The following is a 21,501-nucleotide window of genomic DNA, read 5'->3' as shown; positions in this document are numbered from 1 at the left end:
CAGTGGGTATAAGGCTCCGCCATCCGTGTCGCACCCTCGGTACGTGGTGGCTGTAGGCTGAGGCACCTGAAGGCCAAATGCTCTGTGACACCATGTGAGCCCTCCAAAAAGGTCGTTCGTAGGTGCAATTCCGGCGGAGTACTAAAGTGTCCTGAAAAGTCCACGATGTTGCAGAGTTGTATGTTGGCTGCTGCTAAGTCAGCTCTCACTCTGTCGCGGCTGACCCGCTATCAGCGGAGCGCCACCACTGCGCCGGACGCATTGAGCCGGCATGAAATGCGAGACTGGCGGACTTGGCGTGCATTCGCCCGAGCGTAAACAACTCTCACTTCAAGGGGAGCCGTGAGTCCTCCGTCCGGTGTGCGGCTCGCTTGCCCGACACTGCCTGCATCCACCTGCACAGCTCCATAAGGAAGCGCTGCCGTCACAATGGACGTGCGACAGGCTTGGACAATCTGAATTGGGACACCTGCTCGCCGGACGAGGGGCTCCACAAAGTCTGCAGTTGCAGAGCCCGATGTCTCAAGACGCGGCACGAGGGAGAGCGGCAGGGCCAATGCGGCACTGCTTCCTCTGACCCCGAGCGATGTCGATGTTGGCATCACAGTTGTCACAGCCGTTGGAACCGAAACAGCTGGCGTTGCTCGTGGGCTTGCAGCAGTCGGCGTTGCTGATGACCTTACGGCAGTCGACGCAGCTTGGGAGTTTGCAGCGGCTGGCGCTGCTCGTGAACTTGCTGTGCCTGCCGTATCTGGTGCTACGGACGTGGATGCTGGAGCCGAGACTCCCCCAGGTTTTCCGCTGCTGTTGTTGCTGGCCTGATTGCTTGTGCCTCCAGTGCTCCCGGCGCCTTTGGCACCAGCGCTGCCTCCGCTTCCATTGACTTGGCTGGCGCTGCCACTATTCCCGGCACTCTGATTATTGCCACTTCCAGCGCTCCCACCGCCTTTGCCGCCACCTCCGGCGCTCGCACCGCCACTACTGCCGCTACTGTTCCCAGCCCCTTGGCTGGCGCCACCCCCGGCTCCCCCATTCCCCTTGCCGCCACCGCCGGCATTTCCGCCGTTGCCTCTATTGCCTTGGCTGCCGCTGCCACCGTTCCCGGCACCCTGACTGCCACCATCTCCGGTACTTCCACCGCCTTTGCCGCCGCTACTTCCGTCGCCCTGACCAGCGCCTTGGCTGCTACCTCCACCGGCATGTCCACTGCCCCTATCACCGCCACTGCTTCCGCCTCCATTACCTCCGCTGTTTCCGTTACCTTGGCCACCGCTATTGCCATTACTCTGACTGCCGCCGTTTCCCCCGCCATTTCCACCACCGCCACTGTTTCCGTTGCCGTTGCCTCCGCCCTTGCCACCGCCACCGTTGTCATTGCCCTGACCACTGCCACCGGCATTACCGCCGCCGTTCCCTCCTTCACCTCCGCCTTTGGCGAAGGCAGGCTGAGTTGCCAGCAATGCAATGGTGATGATGGAAACGAGAGAGACCCGAAGCATGGCTGCTCCTCAGATTTGCGCCGGTCAGACGCGCTTGCGCAAATCTCGGCGTCTTGGTTCTAGTTTGACCTGTGTCTCAGAGGCGCCATGCTCACAGACCTAATCGCGCCTAGAGTGCACCACGCAGTCATCGATTTATTACCGACTTGCATTGTGGCTTTCCCATGCATCCTCATTGGCAATTCAGGAGAATGATTCTTTTGAGGCCGTTCGACGCCTTAACAGAGGGAGCGTCTTGAGCAGTCCTGCTTGGGTCTACGTGGCCCCTCCATTTGCCTAGACATGGTCCTCACATACGTGGGCATGGGGTCAGGGATCGTTGGGGCCCAATCGGAACTCCTTGGCTACAGCGGCTTCATCAGCAGCACCGCTGGCACAAATCCTCCACTGACACGAGAACAGCTCGACCACGCGGCCCGCTGCATTCGATTGGAACGCGACCCGGGCTTGCCACCCCCCTTGTTCACGACACGAACTCACGGTCTTACCGTCTAACAGTCATCCCGTTGTCTTGATGAGTTGCAGTGACCGGAGCCCTGCAGAGGCATCTGTCTCTTCCGCTTCGCGTATTGTCCATTTATTGCCAAGCTTAGGGTTCGACATAATAAGCGATTTGATGGCTTTCGTTCATCTCGAATACGGTACACGCGGTGTGGTCAGTACTTTGTGTGGCGCACCTGTGGATTAGTCGGTGCTCTAACGCATGGCTGCGGCGCAATTTGCGGGCGCCCAAGCGCCGGTCACGAGAGGTCGTCATGGCACGCTGGTGGCAGCATATCCTCGTTGCGATTGCGGGCACGGCCGCTGCCCTGCCCCTCCGCGTTCAACTGGATCTCGGCCATGGGTCCATGCTTCCCATCCTCAACGGGTCTGCGCTTGCTAAGGGTGGTGATGGAAATGGCGGCGGGAACGGCAACGGTGGCGGCAATGGTAGCGGTGGCGGCAACGGGAATGGCGGCGGGAACGGCCATGGTGGCGACAAAGGCAGCGACGGTGGCAGCAAAGGAAACGGCGGCGGCAAAGGCAGCGATGGCAGTCCCGGCGGTGGCGGACCCACGGGCGGCGGGTCCAGTGCCGGAAGTGGCGCGGCCGGAGGGAGTGCCGGCCCCGGCAGCAGCAACGGCAATGGCGGGAGCAAGGGAAACTCGAATGATGGCAGTCTAGGCGGCGGAGCCGGCCTCGGCAACAGCGGGGGTGTTGGAGGCATCGGTGGCGGAGCTCTCGGCGGGGCGGGCCATGGCAACAGCGCCGGCGGCAGTGTTGGCGGTGGTCTTGGCAATAGTGGAAGTGGCGGCCTCGGAGGCAGCGTTGGGGGCGGCCTTGGCAACGGAGGCGGCCGCGGCAACAGCTCAGGTGGCGGTGGCAGCGTCGGAGGTGGCATTGGCGCCGGGGGAGGACCCGGAGGCAGCGCTGGCAACAACAGCGGTCGCGGCAGCGGCAACAGTCATGGCGGCGGAGGCACAGGCGGACTCGGCACCAGTCAGGGCAGCACCAGGGCCGGAGGCAGCAGCGGTGGGGTTGCAGGCAAAAGCACTAACGCTGGTGGCAAGAGGAGCAACGACAGCGGCACCGTAGCCAGCGACTGGGCCGGGATAGCAGGTAAAAAGGGAAAGACCGGGGCGCAGGGTGCCACCCCCTCCTCGCGGGCTGGCGGCAAGGTGACCGCTGGCAACAGCATCGGCAGCTCCGCAAAAGCCAGCAAGGCCAGCAACAGTCAACGTGCCGGTGCAAAGGCCGTGACAAGCAGCGCCGCAACCCCGAAGAGCAAGGGCACGATCCCTGGCAATCGGCCAATCCCAAGCCAGGTGCCGCTCCCTCCTCCGGCCCCGGCGACAGCACAGGTGTCACCGCAGACGAAGGCCATCCCAGCAGTGGCTCCCTCCAACCCACCGGTACCGAGCCAGAGCACCGCCCCCGCAGCGGCCCAACCAACAGCAAGCCAGGCCCCGGCGGCCTCTCCGCGGTCGGTGAGTGCTCCTCCAACCTCCACAGGCCAAAGTGCAAGCCCCACCTCAAAGCCGCAAGCATCGAGCCAAGCCCAGCCGGCTCCTGCGGCACCAGCCGCAACACCGACCCCCAGCCCGACGGCGGCCGTGCAGGCCGGTGTCCCCTTGGTGGTGGAGTCGGTCGATCTCCGTCCCAAGCCGCGGCAGGCCGCAGACTCCATCGTGGTGTCAGGCCTGTCGCGCGAGGATCTCGTCCGGCTCACCGCCCAAGGCTTTCGGATCGAGGCCCAGACGCCCGGCCGCATGGCCGCGCAGATCGTCAGGCTGCGCATTCCACAGGGCACCTCGCTGACCCAGGCCCGGCAAGCCGTCCAGATGGTCGATGCGCGTGCCACCACCGACTTCGATCATTTCTACTATCTCGATGAAGGCTTGGGGACGTGCACCGGGGCCGAGTGCCTGGCAATCGCCCTGGTGAGCTGGTCGGCGTCCCGCGCGACCCAATGCGGCCCGACGCCTCTGATCGGTCTGATCGATACCGGCCTCGACCTCGACCACGATGCTCTCAAGGGCCAGGCGATCGAGGTTGTGGCCCGTCCTGCGCCCCACGCCGACGGCTCCCTGCCGGAGCATGGCACCGCAATTGCCGCTCTCCTGGTGGGCCGCCTCGGGAGCCCAACGCCGGGTCTGCTGCCGGAGGCGAAGCTGATTGCGGTGGACGCGTTCTACCGCGACGGCGGCACTGCCGACCGGACGGATGTGATGTCCCTGGTGTCGGCCATTGAAGCCCTGGCCGAGCGCGGCGTGCGGGTGATCAACCTGAGCCTGTCGGGCCCTGCCAACACGGTGCTCCAGAACGCCATTGCGGCCGCTCAGGCGGAGGGCATTGTGATCATTGCCGCTGCGGGCAACAACGGCGCCGGCGCCGAGCCGGCGTATCCGGCAGCCTATCCCGGGGTCATCGCGGTCACCGCGGTGGATCAGGACCTGAACGTCTACCGGCGTGCCACACAAGGTGCCTACATCGATCTTGCGGGTCCTGGAGTGAATGTCTGGACGGCCTCGGGCCAGGGCAGCGGCGCGCTGAAGACAGGCACGTCCTATGCGGTGCCCTTCGTGTCCGCCGCCGCAGGTCTTCTGCTTGCCTCCAACCCGCAGCTGAATCCTGAAGCGGTTCAGGCCCGCCTGGAGCAGCATACCCGCGATCTCGGCACGCCTGGCTGGGATCCGACCTATGGGTATGGCCTGATCCACATGGCCGGCCTGTGCGCGCCACCTGCGGGCCTGGCACCGGTGGCGGCAACCCAAACCCAGCCTGTTGCCCTCCCCTCCGAGGGGCAGACCTTGAGACGGCCTTGATCTCAATAGGTCTATCGTAGATCCATCAGCTGGCGTTGCACCTCCAGCTCGGAGGGCAACGAGAGCACGTGCACGGCTTGATGGCGATCGTTCGCCTGCGTGCCCGCCAGATTGCTCCTCACGATGAGGACTGGACGGTTCTCAATATGTACTGTGTATGAGAAATTAGCTTCAGGATGCGCTATCGTTGGGCAACCGTCAGCTTTGGGGACCACAACGGCCTGAAAAGCGGTTCAGCCACCACCCCGCCGATCATGGCAAACGCCATCAGGACGAGACCAAGACGGCCATAGAGCACAACGCGATCCTTACGGGTCATGCACCCTCACAATCGTTGGCTGGAACAGAGCAGACGAATCCTCGCTGCCGATTGTGGCGACAATACTGCTCAGGTTTGACCGGGATGGTGCGCGTGTTGCTCCTCGAGCGGTAATCCCCTTCAGCGTGTGCCATAGCAGCTTGGAACTTGGGTCACGAACCCTCGATCAGCCAGAACCAAGCCGTCTACGAGCCAGTTCTCGGAAGGCCTGCAACGGGTCAAACCGAGCCGTAAAGTTGGCCGTGTGAGGGTCCGCTCACCCTCACAACTGCGGACCCTCGGCCTACTTCGGCCCGGTGCAATTAGCAGATCATAGCGCCAGCTCTTGATCCGGATCTTGCTTGCAGGAAATTCAGGACGAAGCATGCAGGACAACGAACACTAAGGTTCAGCCAATTCTCCCATGAGTGCCTTGGCAGCGCAGACGTCCGGCGTGTCGCGACCCTCCGTGAACCACCCGTAAATGGGGGCAAGAAGACGTCGCGCTTCGGCCACCCGACCGTGGTCCCGCCAAAGCCGCGCGAGGCTCATGGCAGCACGCAACTCGAACGACTTCGCACCCTGGCTATGTGCAACGTTGAGCGCGGCTTGCAAATATGCCTCGACCTCGTCCGGCGGAGCGCCCTGAGCGCGCCGCAATTCGCCCTCGATGCGAGCGAGCTCCGCCGCCCACATGTGCTCATCGTTGCGCGCAGCGAGGTCCTTTGCTTCGCTCAGGGCAGCCAAGCCCTCGTCGCCTCGACCCAGGTGAAGGTATGTCGTTGCCAGCATGCACAAATACCTGACCTGGTACCAATTGGCTCCGAGCCGATTCCGATCGATGAGGCTCTGGCGCATGAGCGCCAAGCCATCCTCAACCGCCCCCTCCTGTGCCAGGGTCCAACCCCGCAGGATGAGGCCGCTCAACCGCCAATAATTCAAACTGTGTTGATCGGCGAGCTCGATGACAGCGTCCGCGTTCGCATGGACCGCCGCCACATCACCCATCAGCTCGGCAGGTCCGGCTCCGCCGTAGACCGCGACGTGCCCGGTGAGGTTCGTCTGGTTCAGCTCCGCGGCGTAGTCAAACGCCGCGCGACCCATGCTCTGGGCCTGCTCCGGATAGCCTAAGATCCAAAGCACAATGGCGAGGTAGGGTAACGCGGAGGCCTGCGGATCGTGAACATAATGGACCGGTGGGGGTCGATGCGCGTCGGGCTCATAGCGGCTCAAGATCGTCTCGAACTCGCAGCGGGCCTTGACAAAGGCGCCAGCATGCATGGCAGTGAGAGCGGCCAGCCGGTGCGCAGCCAACTCAAGTGCGATGTCCCCGGTCCGCTCGGCGGCGCGTTCCGCCTCAGCGGTCAAGCTTTCCATGGCGCTGTAGTCACCTCTCACAAAATGAAAGATGAACTTGCCGCTAAGCGCAGCGAACAAGGCATCGGTGTCGTCAAGTTCATAGCAAAGCGCATGCGCCCTGTTGAACGCCGTGCCAAGCTGCGGCGCGGTGTAGCCATGAATGGCGATCAGCGGACCTCCAATGGCCGTCTGGAGCGCCAGTTCCTGACGATCCCGCTCCAGCCCCTCTGGACATGACTTCAGTGCCTCCAGCCCCCTTGAGAGATGACTGATCGCCTCGAGATTGGCGGAACGCCCGGCGGCATTCCGGCCGGCCCGCAGCCAGTAGCCGACCGCCCGGCTCGCCAACGCGGCCTCCGTGAGATGCAGCGCGATCGTCTCCGGCTCCATCTCCGCAACGGCAGGATAATGCTCTTCGAGAGCAGCGGCGATGCGAGCATGGATCTGCTGCCGCTTGCTCCTCAAGAGGCTCTCGTGCGCGATGTCCTGCACCAGCGCGTGTTTGAAGCTGTAACTAACCTCCGGGGGTACGCCACGCCGGAACACGAGCTCCGCCTCCAACAGCTCGTTGAGAGCACATTGAAGAGCGTCTTCATCGAGTGGCGTGACCACTTTCAGGAGGTCGTGTCCGAACTCGCGTCCGATGCAGGCTGCGATCTGGGCGACTTCCTTGACCGGTGCCAACCGGTCAAGGCGGGCCATGAGCGAGTCCTGGAGCGTCGTGGGGATCGCCAGCGGCGGCAAGGGACCTGTCAGCTCGTAGTGACTCCCTCGGTCCTCGAGCAGCCCGGATTCGAGGACGGCTTTGGTGAGTTCTTCGACGAAAAACGGCACGCCATCGGTCTTGGCCAGGATCTGCTCGAGGACCTCCTGTGGAAGCAGCTTGCCGCCGGTTATCTGGTCGACGACGGCGGCGCCTTGCCTGCGTCCCAGCCGGCTCAGAAAGAGCGCTGTGACGTGCCCGTGCCCCGTCCAGCGGGGAATGAACTCCGGCCGGAAGGTGACGATCATGAGGACCGGGAGCCGCTGCACCTCGTCAACGGCGCGGCCGAGCAGTTCGAGCGTGGTAGGATCGGCCCAGTGGACGTCCTCGTAAATGGCGAGCACCGGCTGTCTTGCGGCCAAACCTTCTAATTGCCCCAGGAGAGCCCGAAACGTCCCCTCCTTCATCTGGTGCGGGCTGAGCTCCAGTGGCCGGTATCGCTGGCCCGTCGGGATCGCCAACAAGTCCGCAAGTAGCGGGATACTCTCACGCACGTCGTCGGTCCCCAGAGCGAGCATCGCTTCGAGTTTCTCGAGCTGCTCGGCGGGAGAATCCTCCCGCCGAATTCCCGCTGCCCGTTCAAGGAGCCCAACGACAGGGTACAGAGCGCTGTTGGTGTGGAACGGTGAACAGAAATGGCTCAGGGGGGTGTGCGGCACGCCTGCGAGCTGGTCGCGCAGGGCCCGCACGAGGCGGGATTTGCCGATGCCTGGTTCGCCGCCGAGCAGGACGATCCGGCCCTCGCCCTCCTTCGCCTGCTGCCAGCGGTCCAACAGAAGGGCGAGTTCCTGATCGCGCCCGACCAGCGCCGTCGTCGACGCTCCGTGCTGGGCGTCGAACCGGCTCTCGGCCGCCCCCTCGCCGACGACGTGCCACGCCCGCACGGGTCCAGGAAAACCCTTGAGGTGGACCGTACCAAGATCGCGGTATACGAAGGCTTCTCCGAGGAGGCGCCGCGTCGATTCGGCAATCACGACGCTGCCGGGCTCGGCGAGCCCTTGCAGCCGGGCGGCCAGGTTCGGAGTCTCACCGATGACCGCCCGCTCGCGGGCTTCTCCTTCACCGATCAGTTCGCCGACAACGACCAGACCGGTTGCGATGCCGACGCGAGCAGCCAGCGCTGTACCACCCCGCTCTCTAAGGCCCGCGACCGCCTCGGTTACCCGAAGCCCCGCGCGAACGGCCCGCTCCGCCTCATCCTCATGCGCACGCGGCCAGCCGAAGTACGCCAGGACGCCGTCACCCAGAAGCTTCGCAACGTGGCCCTCGAACCGAGTGATCTCGCCCACCACGGTGTTCTGATAGTCCTGGATGAGGTCACGGAGCTCCTCAGGGTCGCGCCCTGATGCGAGCGCGGTTGAGCCGACCAGATCGACGAACATCACCGTGAGCTGCCGTCGCTCGGCCTCGGACGGTGTTGCCGGTCTCGTCTGGCCAGCCGGCAATCGAACGTCGACAGGGCCGGGAGCCGCCGATGGACCGAGCGCTTGGATCGCCTTCAGCACCAACTTACGCGGGCCGAGAGGCAAGCCGAGTTCCCGCAGATCGGCTTCGGTCAGCTCCGGCAGGACCTCGGGCGTGACTTCGGCATCCTGGAAGGCCTGTGTGTAGCGCTCCAGCCCAAGACTATGAAGCCATTCCGCGACGTCCACGCGAAGTCCCTTGCAAGGCGGCAGGCGACGATTGCCGCCAGCTTAGTTGAAGGTGTGTAACCTCAGCTTCAGCGAGCCGTCGGCCTGACGCTCGAATACGTGGGTGGCGATGCCGCCGGCGGTTTGGGGAGCCCCATCAGCTCCCTTGCCCTTGGCACTCCAGTTGGCCGTGCTGTAGACGACATTGTCATCTCCACCCGCGTCGATAATTGTCAGGTTGTGATCGGTGAATCCGCTCGAAAACAGCCCAGCGAAGAAGTTCTCGATCGCTGCCGGACCTGATATGACCTCGTGGGTTGGCGGCAGCACTTTGGCGTTCGGGACATAGGCGGAGGCGACCGCCTTTGCGTCAGCCTTATTGAACGCCGAATCCCAGGCTGAGTAAGCCGCAGAGATTTCGGCTCTGATGTCGAGACTGGACGAGGGGGCCAGGTCTGTCATGAATCCCTCCCTCAGGTTGTCCTTCGTGACCCTTTGATCGTACTACGGGCCGAGCTGTGTGGGAAATCCGGAAGCGTGCAAGAAAGCAGGCGATATAATCCCAAGCCTAGGAGCCTAACCAGGGACACTCGAGCCTGAAAGTCGGCTCAGGGTCACGAGCGGGTATTCAGCTTGGCCGTGTGAAGGTCCGCTGTTCACTAGATCCTCGGCCCAGAGGATTTGACGGGTTGGGGATGGCGGAGGAGGGGCAGGCATTCGGGGGCGACCAACACCTCGATACTTCGCGCCACTCCGGGCTGACGGCGGATCAAGCCGGCGCGTTCCAAGGTCAGGATCATCTGGTGCACGGAAGGCGGAGTGACCTGGAAATGGCTCTGCATGTCGGTTTCGGCCGGGGGACGGCCATGGACGCGGGTGTAGGCATCAATGAAGGCCAGGTACTGGCCCTGCCTGTCAGTGAAGCTTTTCTCAGACATTCGCCACACGCTCGATTCATCGGCTGATTCAGCTGGGTCTCTCATGCGGGAGGCCGAGATGAACATATGCTACCGGGTTGAGCTGAGCGAGGCCGAGCGTGCCAACCTCCAGGCGATGCTCAGCGGCGGCAAGCAGGCCGCTCGCACGCTCAAGCGCGCGCAGATCCTGCTGGCGGCCGATGCTGGCGTGCCAGACGAGACGATTGCCCAAAGTATCGCGGTCGGCGGCGCGACCGTGTATCGGACCAAGCGCCGCTTCGTGGAGGGCAACCTGGAGCGGGCCCTCAGCGAGGAGCCCCGTCCCGGCGCCGCCCGCAAGCTCTCAGGCCCGGAGGAGGCGCTGCTGGTGGCAACCGCCTGCGCAAAGCCGCCCGCGGGCCGGGCCCGCTGGACGCTGGAACTCTTGGCCGGCGAGATCGTGCGGCTCACCCAACATGAGAGCCTGTCGCGGGAGACGCTGCGCCGGCGACTCTGCGAGAACGCGCTCAAGCCCTGGCGGCAGAAGATGTGGTGCGTTCCGAAGATTGATGGCGAATACGTCGCCCGCATGGAGGACGTGCTTGATCTCTACGCCGAGCCGTCCGATCCGCAGCACCCGGTGGTTTGCTTTGATGAGAGCCCAGTCCAGCTCATCGGCGAGACGCGTCAGCCGCTCCCGGCCACGCCCAGGCAGATCGAGCGGGTCGATTATGAGTATCGCCGCTGTGGTACGGTGAACCTGTTCGTAGTCCTTGACGCGCATCGGCCCTGGCGCCGGGTCAAGGTCAGCGAGCAACGCACGGCATGCGACTTCGCCCGGTGCATGCGCGAACTTGTAGATGTCGACTTTCCGCAGGCCGAGCGGATCCGGGTCGTGATGGACAACCTGTCGACGCACACGCCCGGTTCGCTCTACCAGGCTTTCCCGCCTGACGAGGCGCATCGCCTCCTGCAGCATCTGGAGTTCCACTACACCCCCAAGCATGCGAGTTGGTTGAACATGGTCGAGATCGAGATTGGGGTGCTCAAGGGCCAGTGCCTGGATCGGCGTATTGACACGCGCGAGGAGCTCGAGCGGGAAATCGCTGCCTGGGAGCGCGAGCGTAACGCCGCCGGCGCACGCATCACCTGGATGTTCACGACCGAAAAGGCCCGGGCCAAAATGGGCCGCGCCTATCCCAAACCCGGCCCTCTCGAGCCACTCGCCAAAAGGTCATGATCACTGTGCCGAGGATCTAGGGGCCAGCGCAAGATCTGATGGGGTAGACGCCCCCCAGCGGCCTTGATGTGCCAGAGTGGAGGTGTTGATTGCACCACTCAAGGGAGGCGTCCATGGGAGAAGTTAGCACGATTGGTCTGGATCTGGCGAAAAGCGTGTTCCAGGCTCACGGAGCCGATGCATCGGGAGCGGTTCTGTTCCGCAAGAAGCTGCGGCGGCACCAGGTCCTCGCGTTCTTCTCGTCCCAGCCACCCTGCACGGTGGCGATGGAGGCCTGCGCCAGCTCGCACCACTGGGCGCGCGAGATCAGCCGGCTCGGGCATGCCGTCCGGCTGATCCCACCCGCTTACGTGAAGCCTTTCGTCAAGCGGCAGAAGAATGATGCGGCGGATGCCGAGGCGATCTGCGAGGCCGCCCAGCGTCCGACCATGCGTTTCGTGGCGCCCAAGAGTGACGGGGCTCAAGCCTCAGCCCTCGTGTTCCGCGCCCGCGATCTCTTGGTCAAGCAGCGCACCCAGATCATCAATGCCCTACGGGGGCACTTGGCCGAGTTCGGGATCGTGGTCGCCAAAGGACCAGCTCACGTTTCGAAACTCGCGCAGGCTGTCGAGAACTCGGACGAACCGGTCCCGGAGCTCGCCCGACCGATCCTCCAGATGCTGATCGAGACGCTCCATCGGCTGGACGAGCAGATCGCCCGGTTGGATCGTGAGGTCGCCCAGCGGGCCAAGGAGGATGAGACGGCGCGGCGGCTGATGACGATCCCGGGTGTCGGCCCGGTCACCGCCGTGGCTCTGGCGGCGCTGGCCCCTCCGGCTGAGACATTCAAACGCGGCCGGGACTTTGCCGCCTGGGTCGGGCTCACACCGCTGCAGCATTCGACTGGTGGCAAGCAGAAGCTGGGGGCGACCTCGAAGATGGGCGAACGCACGCTGCGCCGCCTGCTCATCATCGGGGCCAACAGCGTCTTGCTTGGAGCCGCCCGCAACGGAGTTCCCGCTGGGTCGTGGCTCTCGCGCATGCTGGCGCGCAAGCCACCGATGCTGGTGCGTGTGGCGCTCGCCAACAAGATGGCCCGGATTGTATGGGCTCTGCTGGCAAGAGGTGAGGTGTATCGGGCTCCGGCTGTGGGTGCGTGAGCATTCGCAGGTGTGAGGCTGTTGGGGCGTAGGAAGGTCGAAGGAGAGGAATGGCGCAACGGTCAACGAGACGGGATCAGACAAACCAGCTTAGGCACAAGCGCTTCGAGCGCGTAGATCTGATTGGGGCCTGATCCGCGTACTCCCATTCGGGCCCGCGGCATGTGAGCCGCATCAAAGGCCGCACACATGTCCGCATCCGACCCGCGCGCTGCACCAAACCCGAAGATTCTTCTTGCGTTACCAGGGGCGTCTACACATGTTCCCATTGACACGCTAAGGCAGAACGGATTGGCAACCTTTCTGATAAGGCTTGCGACCTGACCACTAAGCGCAGACCACGACGATGTTATCGTCGATTGGGGTACCCACTTGAAACTATTGCATAAACTTGCTTTTTCGAACTTATCTCGACGGCGACCGTCTCTCATAAGCAAGACCTCGGGGAGAAGTACGCTGCCCTATCAGTCATTCGTCCCGGGATGATGGCTCAGACACCAAGATGAAAGCTGGATTAGCCATTGTGAGGGCACGTTCGGTCGGTTTGCAGGTCCACGTTCTTGCTACGTACTGCATTAGCGTGTGTTTGGGAGCAGATCTTGTTCCGGCCCCGAGAACATGCCGATCATCTACTTGAGTAGCGGCATCGCCCGTACCGAGACGTAATTTCGCGGAATGTCGTTTATGGAACGGTCACTGTTGGCAACGAGCGTAGAAGATCGCTTTTGCCTGACTGAGGTTGAGGCCCCAGTCTTCGATTGTCACACCCCAATGTGACCTCGCCGACGATCTCGACGTCGTGTGAGCCGAGGACATGGAGCGGTCCCCGAACCTGATCGCCTTCGAGTACGGTGAAATAGCTATCTTCCCGCAGCAACGAGAAGCCGGGGCCGGTCTGAACCACGAACAAGGTGCATTGTGGGGCTGACAAAGCGATTTCGCCCTCCATGCGCTCGGAGGCTAGGGCTGAGAACACACAGAACGGGATTACCCCGCCAAGAGCAGGCACCGCATGGCAAGCCCTCCTCGGGATCAGGGGTAGCTTACGCCTGTGCACCTGCTTTAGCTGCATAATTCGAAGCGCTGCGCCTAGATGACAAGCAGTTCAGCCTCGGGCGGTTGCCGGTGACGCTGCTCGCCACCAGGCGCAAAATCAAAGCCTGTGACGGTCGAGCACAGGCGCTCGATGCAGGCGAAGAAGACAGGAGTGCGGCGGGTCCAGAAAGCGCCGCAGGGGCTATTCCGGGATACCTGCGGCCCTCAAAGCCGCGAAAAACCGCTCGCGAAACTGCGGGTCTTGCTGCGAGCTATGGCGGGCCGCCGCGATAGCGATCGTATACTTCGGGTCAAAGGCGAGCATCCTCTGCCCGACGGCTCGCGCCTCCTCTAAGCGGCCAAGCTCCACCAGGGCCATTATGAGAGGTCGCAAACCTCCCATCCATGTCGGCATCTCCTGGGCGGCCTTTCGAGCCCATGGCAACGCTTCCTCAGGGCGACCGGCGACCAGCAGCGCCCAGCTTAATCCCGCGACGAACCAACCCATCGCGGGATCGAGGGGGCTCAAGCGCATCACCTTCTGAAAGTGATCTATCGACGTGCGCCAGTCACTCACTATCAAGCGTATCCAGCCGCTGTGCTCGTAAGCCGTCGCTGAATTCGGGTTCAGCGTTAGCGCACGATCAATCGCGGCGAGTGCCGGCTCAAAGTCATGCGCCAGATACGCCAGCGCGACAGCCGCCCCTCTCAACGTCGTCGGATCATCGCGATGGTCGGCCAACGCCTCTCGGGCCAACTGGATGCCTCTCTCGATTTCCGTCTGGTCCGCCCAGTTCTGTACTACTCGAGTGTTATGGATGATGGCCGCGAGGGCCTTGGCCGCGGAGTAGTTCCGATCCAGCTCCAGAGCGCGATCGAGTAGTCGGAGGGCCTCATCGCTCGCAGGCCTGGTGAGTGCAAAGTGATTTGCCATGGCCCGCAAATAAAGATCGTAGGCGTCAAGATCCTCGGTCCGCTTCGCGGATGCTCGCTCGATTTCCGCTCGCCTGAGGCTCGGCTCGATGGCTCCGACGACACTCTCCGTGATGCGGTCCTGCAAATCGAAGATGTCGGCGAGTTCACTGTCGAACCTGTCGGCCCAAACATGCCGCCCACTTGCGGCTTCGATGAGCTGCCCTGAGATCCGCACCCGGTTCCCAGACTTTTGGATCGAGCCCTCCAGGACATAGCGGACGCCGAGTTCTCGACCGACCTGCCGGATGTCCACGGACCTGCCCTTGTAGGTGAAGGACGAGTTCCGGGCGATCACGAAAAACCAGCGCACGCGGGACAGGGCGGTTATGATTTCTTCCACCACCCCGTCGGCAAAGTACTCCTGCTCCGGGTCGCCACTCATGTTGGTGAAGGGCAAAACGGCCAAGGAAGGCCTGTCAGGAAGGGGCAGAGCCGACCGCACACTGAGGGCATCAGTGCCTATAGGAGCGGCCTGAAGGCTATAGACCCTCACCGGCCTCGCGATGTTCTTGACCTGCTTCTCCCCCTGGTCTTCGAAGGAGTACGGGAGCTTGTCCCGGACCTCCTCATAGACCTTCCCCGAGATTGAGATGCCGCCGGGCTCCGCGATCTGCTCCAGCCGGGCTGCGGTATTCACACCATCCCCATAAACGTCGCCATCCTCCTCGATCATGATGTCACCGAGATTGATGCCAATGCGAAGCTGGATGGCCTGTGAAGGCTCCTGAGCGGCTTGTGCAGCGAGGGCCTGCTGAATTCCTACAGCGCAGCGAACGGCTTCCACGGGGCTAGAAAACTCAACCAGGAGCCCATCTCCAGTGGTTTTAAAGACCCGTCCGTGGTGCTCATTGACCTTCGGCTCAACCACCTCCCGCCGCAAGCTCTTAATGCGGGCGAGGGTCCCTTCGTCATCCTTACCCATGAGGCTGGAAAAGCCGACGACGTCGGCGGCGAGGATCGCTGCGAGACGGCGGGTTGTCATTCGGGGAGGCCCGCTCTGCGGAGGCCCTCGCTCATCTGGTCTCGCACGCGCTCGCTGAACGACTGGACAGAGCGGACCGCTCGAGCCGTCAGGCCAGGATAGGCAGCCAATAGTTTCCGGACTGCCGCTTCAGCCTCTTTCTGGCGTCCCGCGAACACATAGGCTGGCGCGAGGATCCGGTTGATCCAGACGGCTTTCGGGTTGGTCAGGCACGCCTTCTCGTACCAGTCGACAGAGGTCTCGTAGCGCCCGGCGACGAAGTGGGCGGCAGCGATGCCGACATACGCATTGAAGACCATGGGATCGAATGGGCTGAGGCGAATGGCCTTCTCGAAGTGCCCGATGCCCGTCTCTGGATCGTCCAGAAAGACCCTGAGCCAGCCGCTGCGGTTCCAAGCCCAGGCCGAGTTCGGGTCGAGAGCCAAGGCCTTCTCGATCATCAGAAGACCGGCCTGATACTGCTTCGTGATCGTGAGCGCCGCTCCCAGCACCGTCAGGACGAACGGGTCATCTTCCGCGAGGTCCACTGCGCTCTGCGCCTTCTCGATGGCTACCTGCTTCTCCGCCTCGGGATCGGGTGACCAGTTGTACACGACCCGCTGACCGCTGCACCACGCGGAGAGCGACAGGGCGAGGGGATAGGTCGGATCGAGGCCGAGCGCCTCATCGAGCAGCTTTGTCGCGGTCGCGTTGGAGGCCGCATCCAAGGACCACACGTAAGGCAGAGCCCTCATGACGAGATCATACGCGTCAAGGCTGTCGGGCCGCTTGCGCCTCGCACGGTCGATCTCGGCAGCACGGATCGACGGCTGAATGGCTCCGATCACACTCGCGGTGATCCGGTCCTGAAGGTCGAAGATGTCCTCCAGCGTGCCATCGTAGCGGTCGGCCCAGAGGTGCGCTCCCGTCGCAGCGTCGACGAGCTGGGCCGTGATGCGGACCTTGTCCCTGGCTCGGCGGATGCTGCCTTCGAGGACATAGCGGACGCCCAGCTCACGGCTCACCTGCTGCACGGTCACGGCTTGGCCCTTGTACGTGAAGGTCGAGTTGCGGGCGATGACGAAGAAGGAGCGGACGCGCGACAGGGCGGCCGTGATGTCCTCGACGATGCCGTCCGCCAGATACTCGTCCTCCCGGTCGTGCCCCATGTTGTCGAACGGCAGGACCACAATGGAGGGCCTGTCCGGCAGCGGGAAGGCCTTCGAGCCGTCCGGATCGGCGCTCGGCTTGAGGCCGCGCAGAGCGTAGACACGCACCGGCTGGGCGATGTTCTTGACCTGCTGCGATCCGAGGTCCTGATAGGCGAGCGGCAAGGCCTTGCGGACATGCTCATGCGCCGCGTCAGACAGGCAAACCCCTCCCGGGTCGGCGATGGCCTGCAGGCGAGCCGCGATGTTGACGCCGTCCCCGAAGAGATCGCCGCCCTTCACCATCACGTCGCCCACATGCACCCCGATGCGGAAGCGGACCTGACGGCCCTCGGGGAGCGGCTCATTGGCGGCTGTGAGTGCCTCCTGAACCTCCACGGCGCACTGAACGGCCTCTACGACGCTCGGGAACTCTGCCAGGACGCTGTCTCCAGCCGTGTTGGCAATCCGGCCCTGGTGCTCGCCGATGAGCCTGTCCATGATCTCCCGATGAGCCGTCAGCGTCCGCAGCGTCCCGACCTCGTCCACCCCCATGAGACGCGAGTAGCCCTCCACGTCGGCCGCGAAGATGGCCGCGAGACGTCGCTCGACCTTTTGCTCGTTCGATTGCATATGGGGTTCTAACACGAACAAAGGTGATCGTGCCGACCCGCGTGGCACTCGTCCAGAGCCAATGCAAATGTGCGACAAAGCCGACTGGGCGGTAGTCGGCCTTCGACAGCGGTTCCGGTAACGGCCTTCTCTGTCGCAATAGGGCCTGCCCTTTCGAGGGGACGATCAGATTCGAGGATGGAAGCCCTTGCTGAGCGAATAGGATACTGTCGCCCCTGCCACTCCAGGCTCTCTGGGGTCACTTTTGGCCAGATAGGATCCAGAAGGTCCAAACAAAAAGAAAGCGCCCCCATCGTCTCAAGGGAACGCTTTAAGGTCCGGCCCATAGGGGCAGAAATGGCCGGTACTCCACACCTACACAGTCGGCCCCATGGCGTCTGTCCGGTATCTGACAGTTCTGTGACAATTCAGATGGGTGCCCTTAACCCAGCCTCAATCCCATATGTCTCATCGGCTTGCTTTCGGTGAAGCTGGGCAACCCAACGTGAAGGGGAAAGGGGGAAGCGCAATGGATCACAGCGCCTTCGTTGAGCTGGTGGCTCGCGACCTGACCCTGAGCGTCTCACACATCCAGCTAAGTGATCTGGTCGACCGGATCGCCCTCGACTGCCCGAGGAAGTCTCTCCCATGGGAGCGGTCTCCTGACCAATACGATCCAAAGTGCAGAGCCAGATTCACTGACTTGGAGGCTATCAGCCGCCCTCCCCCGGACCTCCCGCCAGGAATGCGGCAGCTAACCGTCATTCAGGGCGGGAAGGGATAGGACAAATATCTCTAAGCCAACCCGCTCTTCCGCCGCCGTCTCCGCTACCAAGGGCATCACTCCTCGCAGCTTCGGCAGCGGATAAGGTGCTGGACCCAAGTCGAAGGTCGTCGCAAACTGCTCTACCGTGCGAATATGGACAGGTCCATGGCCGATCTGCGTCCCAGGTCACAGCGAAGGCTCGCTGCCGTTCTGGCTGCTGATGTGGTGGGCTCCTCGCTTCTGATGGAGAAGGACGAGGAAGGCACGGTTTCGGCTATCCGCACGATCTTGGCAGAGGTTCTTGGGCCAGCCGCTTCACGGCATTATGGGCGAGTTGTTAAGACCATGGGCGACGGAGCACTCCTGGAGTTCGCCAGCCCAGTCGAGGCTGTCCTCTGCGCCATCGAGGTGCAGGCCGGTGTCACCGACCGGGCCGAGCGCGAGCTTGACGGTCAGGGCGTCCTGCTACGGATAGGGATCAATCTAGGTGACCTCATCGCTGGTGAAGACGGAGACATCCTCGGTGACAGCGTCAACGTGGCGGCTCGCCTTGAGAGCATCGCCGATCCTGGCGGAATCTGCGTATCGGCCAAGGTCTTCGACGAACTTGAGGGCAAGTTGGCCCTGCCCTTTGAGGATCGGGGTGAGCACCGCCTCAAGAACATTGCCCGCCCCATTCATGTCTATGCCCTTAAACGTGAGAATACATCATCCGGCGAGCCCAAGGCGGCACGACCAAGCCCAAACCATGCTGATAAGCCCTCTATTGCCGTTCTGCCCTTCACGAACTTGAGCGGTGATCCCGAGCAGGAGTATTTTGCGGACGGTATCACGGACGACATCATCACAGCCCTCGCGAAGACACGATGGCTATACGTCATTCCCCGCAACTCCTCTTTTCCGTTCAAGGGAAAGGCCATCGAAACTGAACAGGTCGCGCAGCGGCTTGGGGTTCGTTACATCCTCAGCGGCAGCATCCGTCGGAGTGGTTCCCACGTCCGTGCCTCGGTTCAACTGATGGAAGCTGAAACGGGTGGATCGCTCTGGGCCGAGCGATACGACCGCGACCTCGGGGACATTCTCGTTCTCCAAGACGAAATTGCCGAAGAAGTCTGCGGAGCCATCGAGCCCGAACTCCTCAAGAAAGAAGGGCAACGCGGGGCACAGCGGCCACAGAGCTTGACCGCGTGGGATCTCGTTCGTCGCGGCATGTGGGAGTTCCACAAGATCAGACCGGAGTCGCATCGTCGTGCCCGCAAGCTTTTCCTCAAGGCAATCGAGGTCGAGCCCGAATCAGCGGACGGCTACATCTGGTTGGCTCGCGTTGAAGCCGGTCTTGCAGCGTATGGTTGGGGTGATGATGCTGAGGCAGATCTCCGAAACGGCATGGCTGCTGGGCTCAAAGCCGTGCAGCTTGATGAGAAGAACCCATATTCCCATTACGCTGTCGCCGTGACGCATGTGTTCGGGGGCGAGTTTGAGATCGCCACTCCAGCCGCCCAGCGAGCCATTCGCCTCAGCCCCAGCTTCGCTCTCGGCCATTTGATCCTTGGGGCAGCGCTCCTCCATGCGGGTCGTCCACAGGACGCGATTGAGCCTCTGGAGCACGGATTACGCCTCTCTCCCTATGATCCACAGAATTTCGCATGGCTGTTTTTGCTTGCTGTGGCCTACTACTTCTCGGGGAACGCAGAGCCAGGGCTTAGCGCTGCACGCCGAGCGCTGTCCCTACGGCCCCACTGGATTCCAGCGCTGAAGGTGGTTGTCCTTTGCTGCAAGACGCTCGGTGATACCCGTCAGGCTCATTCTGCGGCGTCCGAGATACGATCTACCAGCGATGCCGAGGGGAGTCTCGCGCGTCTCGTCCCCGCATCCCATCCATCTTGGATTGATCAAATCGAACGAGCGGCTCAGGAGATCTTGGGGGATGAGTAACGTTGCTGCATATAAGGCTTTAGCCATTCGCCCAGCCGCCATCCTGCAAAAACTCGGCTGTGAGACCTTAACCTGGATGTGGGCTGGACACCCGCCCCCTCCCCAAGCAGAATCTGACCCGAAAACTGCACCGAGGGTCTAATGGCTCCGCAGGAGCACAAGGTCGAGCGGCGGCTGGCAGCCATCTTCGCGGCTGACGTGGCAGGCTATTCACGCTTGATGAGCCAAGACGAAGTTGGAACGCTCCGCATCCTGACCGCCCACCGTCAGATTATGGACCGGCTCATTGCAGAGCATGGAGGTCGGATCGCCAATACGGCTGGCGACAGTATCCTGGCGGAGTTCCCGAGTGTCGTGGACGGGGTTCAGTGCGCCGTGACCATCCAGCAGAAGCTCGGCGAGGTAGCCGCCGACACCCCGGAGGAAGACCGTCTTCGGTTCCGCATCGGTGTCCATGTCGGCGACGTTATAGTTAGAGGCGGAGACCTGTTCGGAGACGGCGTGAACATTGCGGCTCGTCTTCAGAGCCTTGCTGAACCCGGAGGGGTGTGGCTCTCGGGGCGTGCACACGAGGAGATAGAGGGCAAGCTGCCGCTCACGTTCGAGGATTGCGGCGAGCGGGAGGTAAAGAACCTCGCGCGTCCAATCCACGGCTATGCAGTCGTCGGCACCGGCTTCCCGGCAAACCGCGAGCAGCCCAGAGCATTGCCGCTGCCAAATAAGCCCTCTATCGCCGTCCTGCCGTTCACGAATATGACCGGCGATCCTGAGCAGGATCATATAGCCGACGGGCTCGTCGAGGAGATAACAGCCGCATTATCCCGCTTTCGGTCATTTTTCGTCATCTCGCGCAGTTCATCGTTCAGCTACAAGCACAGAGCTTTCGATGTGCGCCAAGTGAGCCGCGAACTCGGAGTGCGGTATGTTGTCGAGGGGAGCGTCAGAAAATCAGGGAGCCGCCTTCGGATTATGGCGCAGTTGATTGATGCCACAACTGGCAATCATGTTTGCGGCGAGCGTTACGACGGAGACGGTTCCGACATCTTCGACGTGCAAGACCGCGTAACGGAGGCGGTTGTAGGTGCAATCGAACCAAGCATCACGGTTAACGAGATTGATCTGGCAAGACGGAAACGCCCAGAGAGCCTCGGTGCGTATGATTGCGTGATGCGCGCTCTCCCGGCAATCTGGTCCCATGACACAGAAACGATTGAGGAAGGGCTCCGCCTTGCCGAGCGGGCCATTGCGCTTGACCCGAGATACGCGCTGCCGAAAGCAGTAGCCGCTTGGTGCTACGCGCACCGTTTGTCCTACCTGCGAACCACGAACCTGTCGGAGGATCGGAACAAGGCCACGGCCTTGGCGCGAGACGCGGCCCGCTTAGACAGCAATGACCCGCTCGTCCTCACCTGTGCGGGTGCTGCTTATTCCATTGTGAGGGATTTCTCTCTGGCGCATACTCTTATCGGAAAGGCGCTGATGCTCGACCCGAACTCTGCCTTGGCATGGCAGCGCAGCGGCTGGTTAAACGTCTACACTCGGCAGCCAGACACAGCTATTGAGCAGTTCCACCGGGCTCTTCGGCTGAGCCCAGTAGACCCACTCACGTTTAATGTCCTCATTGGTATTGGTCGCGCGTACTTTGACAAGGCGGAATACGACAGCGCGGCGGCCTGGATTGAGAAGGGTCTGCGAGAAAAGCCCGACGCGATTTGGGCGAACCGCCCCCTCACCGCCGCCTACTTCCACGCGGGACGAATGGATGATGCGAGGCTAGCTTTTGCGGCGTTTCTGGAGCGGTTCCCAGAGATGACCGTCTCCAAGATCCTGGAGCGAACACCGGGAAGCGATGCAACCAAGCGGAAGTTGGCGGAGGCGTTTCGAAGCTTAGGTCTTCCCGAAGGTTAGCGTCGTCGCACTCTTTCGAGGACAGGTTCCC

At 62.6% G+C, this 21,501-nt stretch carries 13 protein-coding genes; 6 read left to right on the top strand and 7 right to left on the bottom strand.

The genetic code is table 11. From position 1 onward, the window contains the following. Positions 1–757: 757 nt before the first annotated feature. Both BB934_RS35730 and BB934_RS47820 read right to left on the bottom strand, forming a co-directional pair. Positions 758–1,423 carry a hypothetical protein gene (locus BB934_RS35730; RefSeq protein ID WP_157934524.1) on the bottom strand — a complete coding sequence of 222 codons (666 nt, stop codon included), beginning with the start codon at positions 1,421–1,423 and terminating at the stop codon, positions 758–760. 816 nt (positions 1,424–2,239) lie between these two features. Further along, positions 2,240–2,470: a hypothetical protein gene (locus BB934_RS47820; protein ID WP_157934523.1), complete on the bottom strand. Its 231-nt coding sequence runs from the start codon at positions 2,468–2,470 to the stop codon at positions 2,240–2,242. 238 nt (positions 2,471–2,708) lie between these two features. Between BB934_RS47820 and BB934_RS47815 the strand changes: the two genes are divergently transcribed. Continuing rightward, complete coding sequence (locus BB934_RS47815; protein ID WP_157934522.1) at positions 2,709–3,074, top strand: hypothetical protein; 366 nt, start codon at positions 2,709–2,711, stop codon at positions 3,072–3,074. A 518-nt stretch (positions 3,075–3,592) separates the two neighbouring features. Beyond that, on the top strand, positions 3,593–4,804 hold the full coding sequence (locus BB934_RS47810) for a S8 family serine peptidase (protein ID WP_157934521.1): 1,212 nt from the start codon (positions 3,593–3,595) through the stop codon (positions 4,802–4,804). A 700-nt stretch (positions 4,805–5,504) separates the two neighbouring features. Here the strand turns inward: BB934_RS47810 and BB934_RS35720 are convergent. From BB934_RS35720 to BB934_RS35710, 3 genes are all read right to left on the bottom strand, one after another. Further along, entirely contained in the window at positions 5,505–8,876 is a 3,372-nt protein-coding gene (locus BB934_RS35720) for an adenylate/guanylate cyclase domain-containing protein (RefSeq protein ID WP_099514524.1), read from the bottom strand. A gap of 42 nt (positions 8,877–8,918) precedes the next feature. Further along, positions 8,919–9,317 carry a YybH family protein gene (locus tag BB934_RS35715; RefSeq protein ID WP_099514523.1) on the bottom strand — a complete coding sequence of 133 codons (399 nt, stop codon included), beginning with the start codon at positions 9,315–9,317 and terminating at the stop codon, positions 8,919–8,921. Between the two features lie 197 nt (positions 9,318–9,514). Next, positions 9,515–9,793 carry a LexA family protein gene (locus BB934_RS35710; protein WP_099508982.1) on the bottom strand — a complete coding sequence of 93 codons (279 nt, stop codon included), beginning with the start codon at positions 9,791–9,793 and terminating at the stop codon, positions 9,515–9,517. Positions 9,794–9,851: 58 nt separating this feature from the next. On the opposite strand from BB934_RS35710, the gene BB934_RS35705 reads away from it, so the two are divergent. Beyond that, positions 9,852–10,991: an IS630 family transposase gene (locus BB934_RS35705; RefSeq protein ID WP_099508981.1), complete on the top strand. Its 1,140-nt coding sequence runs from the start codon at positions 9,852–9,854 to the stop codon at positions 10,989–10,991. 113 nt (positions 10,992–11,104) lie between these two features. Next, positions 11,105–12,130 (top strand): IS110 family RNA-guided transposase, encoded by a 1,026-nt coding sequence (locus BB934_RS35700; protein WP_099514522.1) that lies wholly within the window; start codon positions 11,105–11,107, stop codon positions 12,128–12,130. A 1,237-nt stretch (positions 12,131–13,367) separates the two neighbouring features. Here BB934_RS35700 and BB934_RS35695 read toward each other — a convergent pair. Next, positions 13,368–15,122, bottom strand: a complete 1,755-nt coding sequence (locus BB934_RS35695) for an adenylate/guanylate cyclase domain-containing protein (protein WP_099514521.1) — start codon at positions 15,120–15,122, stop codon at positions 13,368–13,370. Further along, the gene (locus BB934_RS35690; protein ID WP_099514520.1) at positions 15,119–16,882 is read right to left on the bottom strand and encodes an adenylate/guanylate cyclase domain-containing protein; all 1,764 of its coding nucleotides are present in this window, start codon (positions 16,880–16,882) and stop codon (positions 15,119–15,121) included. Before BB934_RS35690 ends, BB934_RS35695 begins: the two co-directional genes overlap by 4 nt. An 898-nt stretch (positions 16,883–17,780) precedes the next feature. Between BB934_RS35690 and BB934_RS35680 the strand changes: the two genes are divergently transcribed. After that, positions 17,781–19,562, top strand: coding sequence for an adenylate/guanylate cyclase domain-containing protein (locus BB934_RS35680; RefSeq protein WP_099514518.1), 1,782 nt, complete (start codon positions 17,781–17,783; stop codon positions 19,560–19,562). A 141-nt stretch (positions 19,563–19,703) separates the two neighbouring features. Then, positions 19,704–21,470 (top strand): adenylate/guanylate cyclase domain-containing protein, encoded by a 1,767-nt coding sequence (locus BB934_RS35675; protein ID WP_099514517.1) that lies wholly within the window; start codon positions 19,704–19,706, stop codon positions 21,468–21,470. Positions 21,471–21,501 lie beyond the last annotated feature (31 nt).

Origin of the sequence: Microvirga ossetica, from assembly GCF_002741015.1 — a bacterium.
In the GTDB taxonomy this organism is placed as follows: Bacteria; Pseudomonadota; Alphaproteobacteria; order Rhizobiales; family Beijerinckiaceae; genus Microvirga; species Microvirga ossetica.
This window is presented reverse-complemented; position numbering and strand designations above follow the sequence as displayed.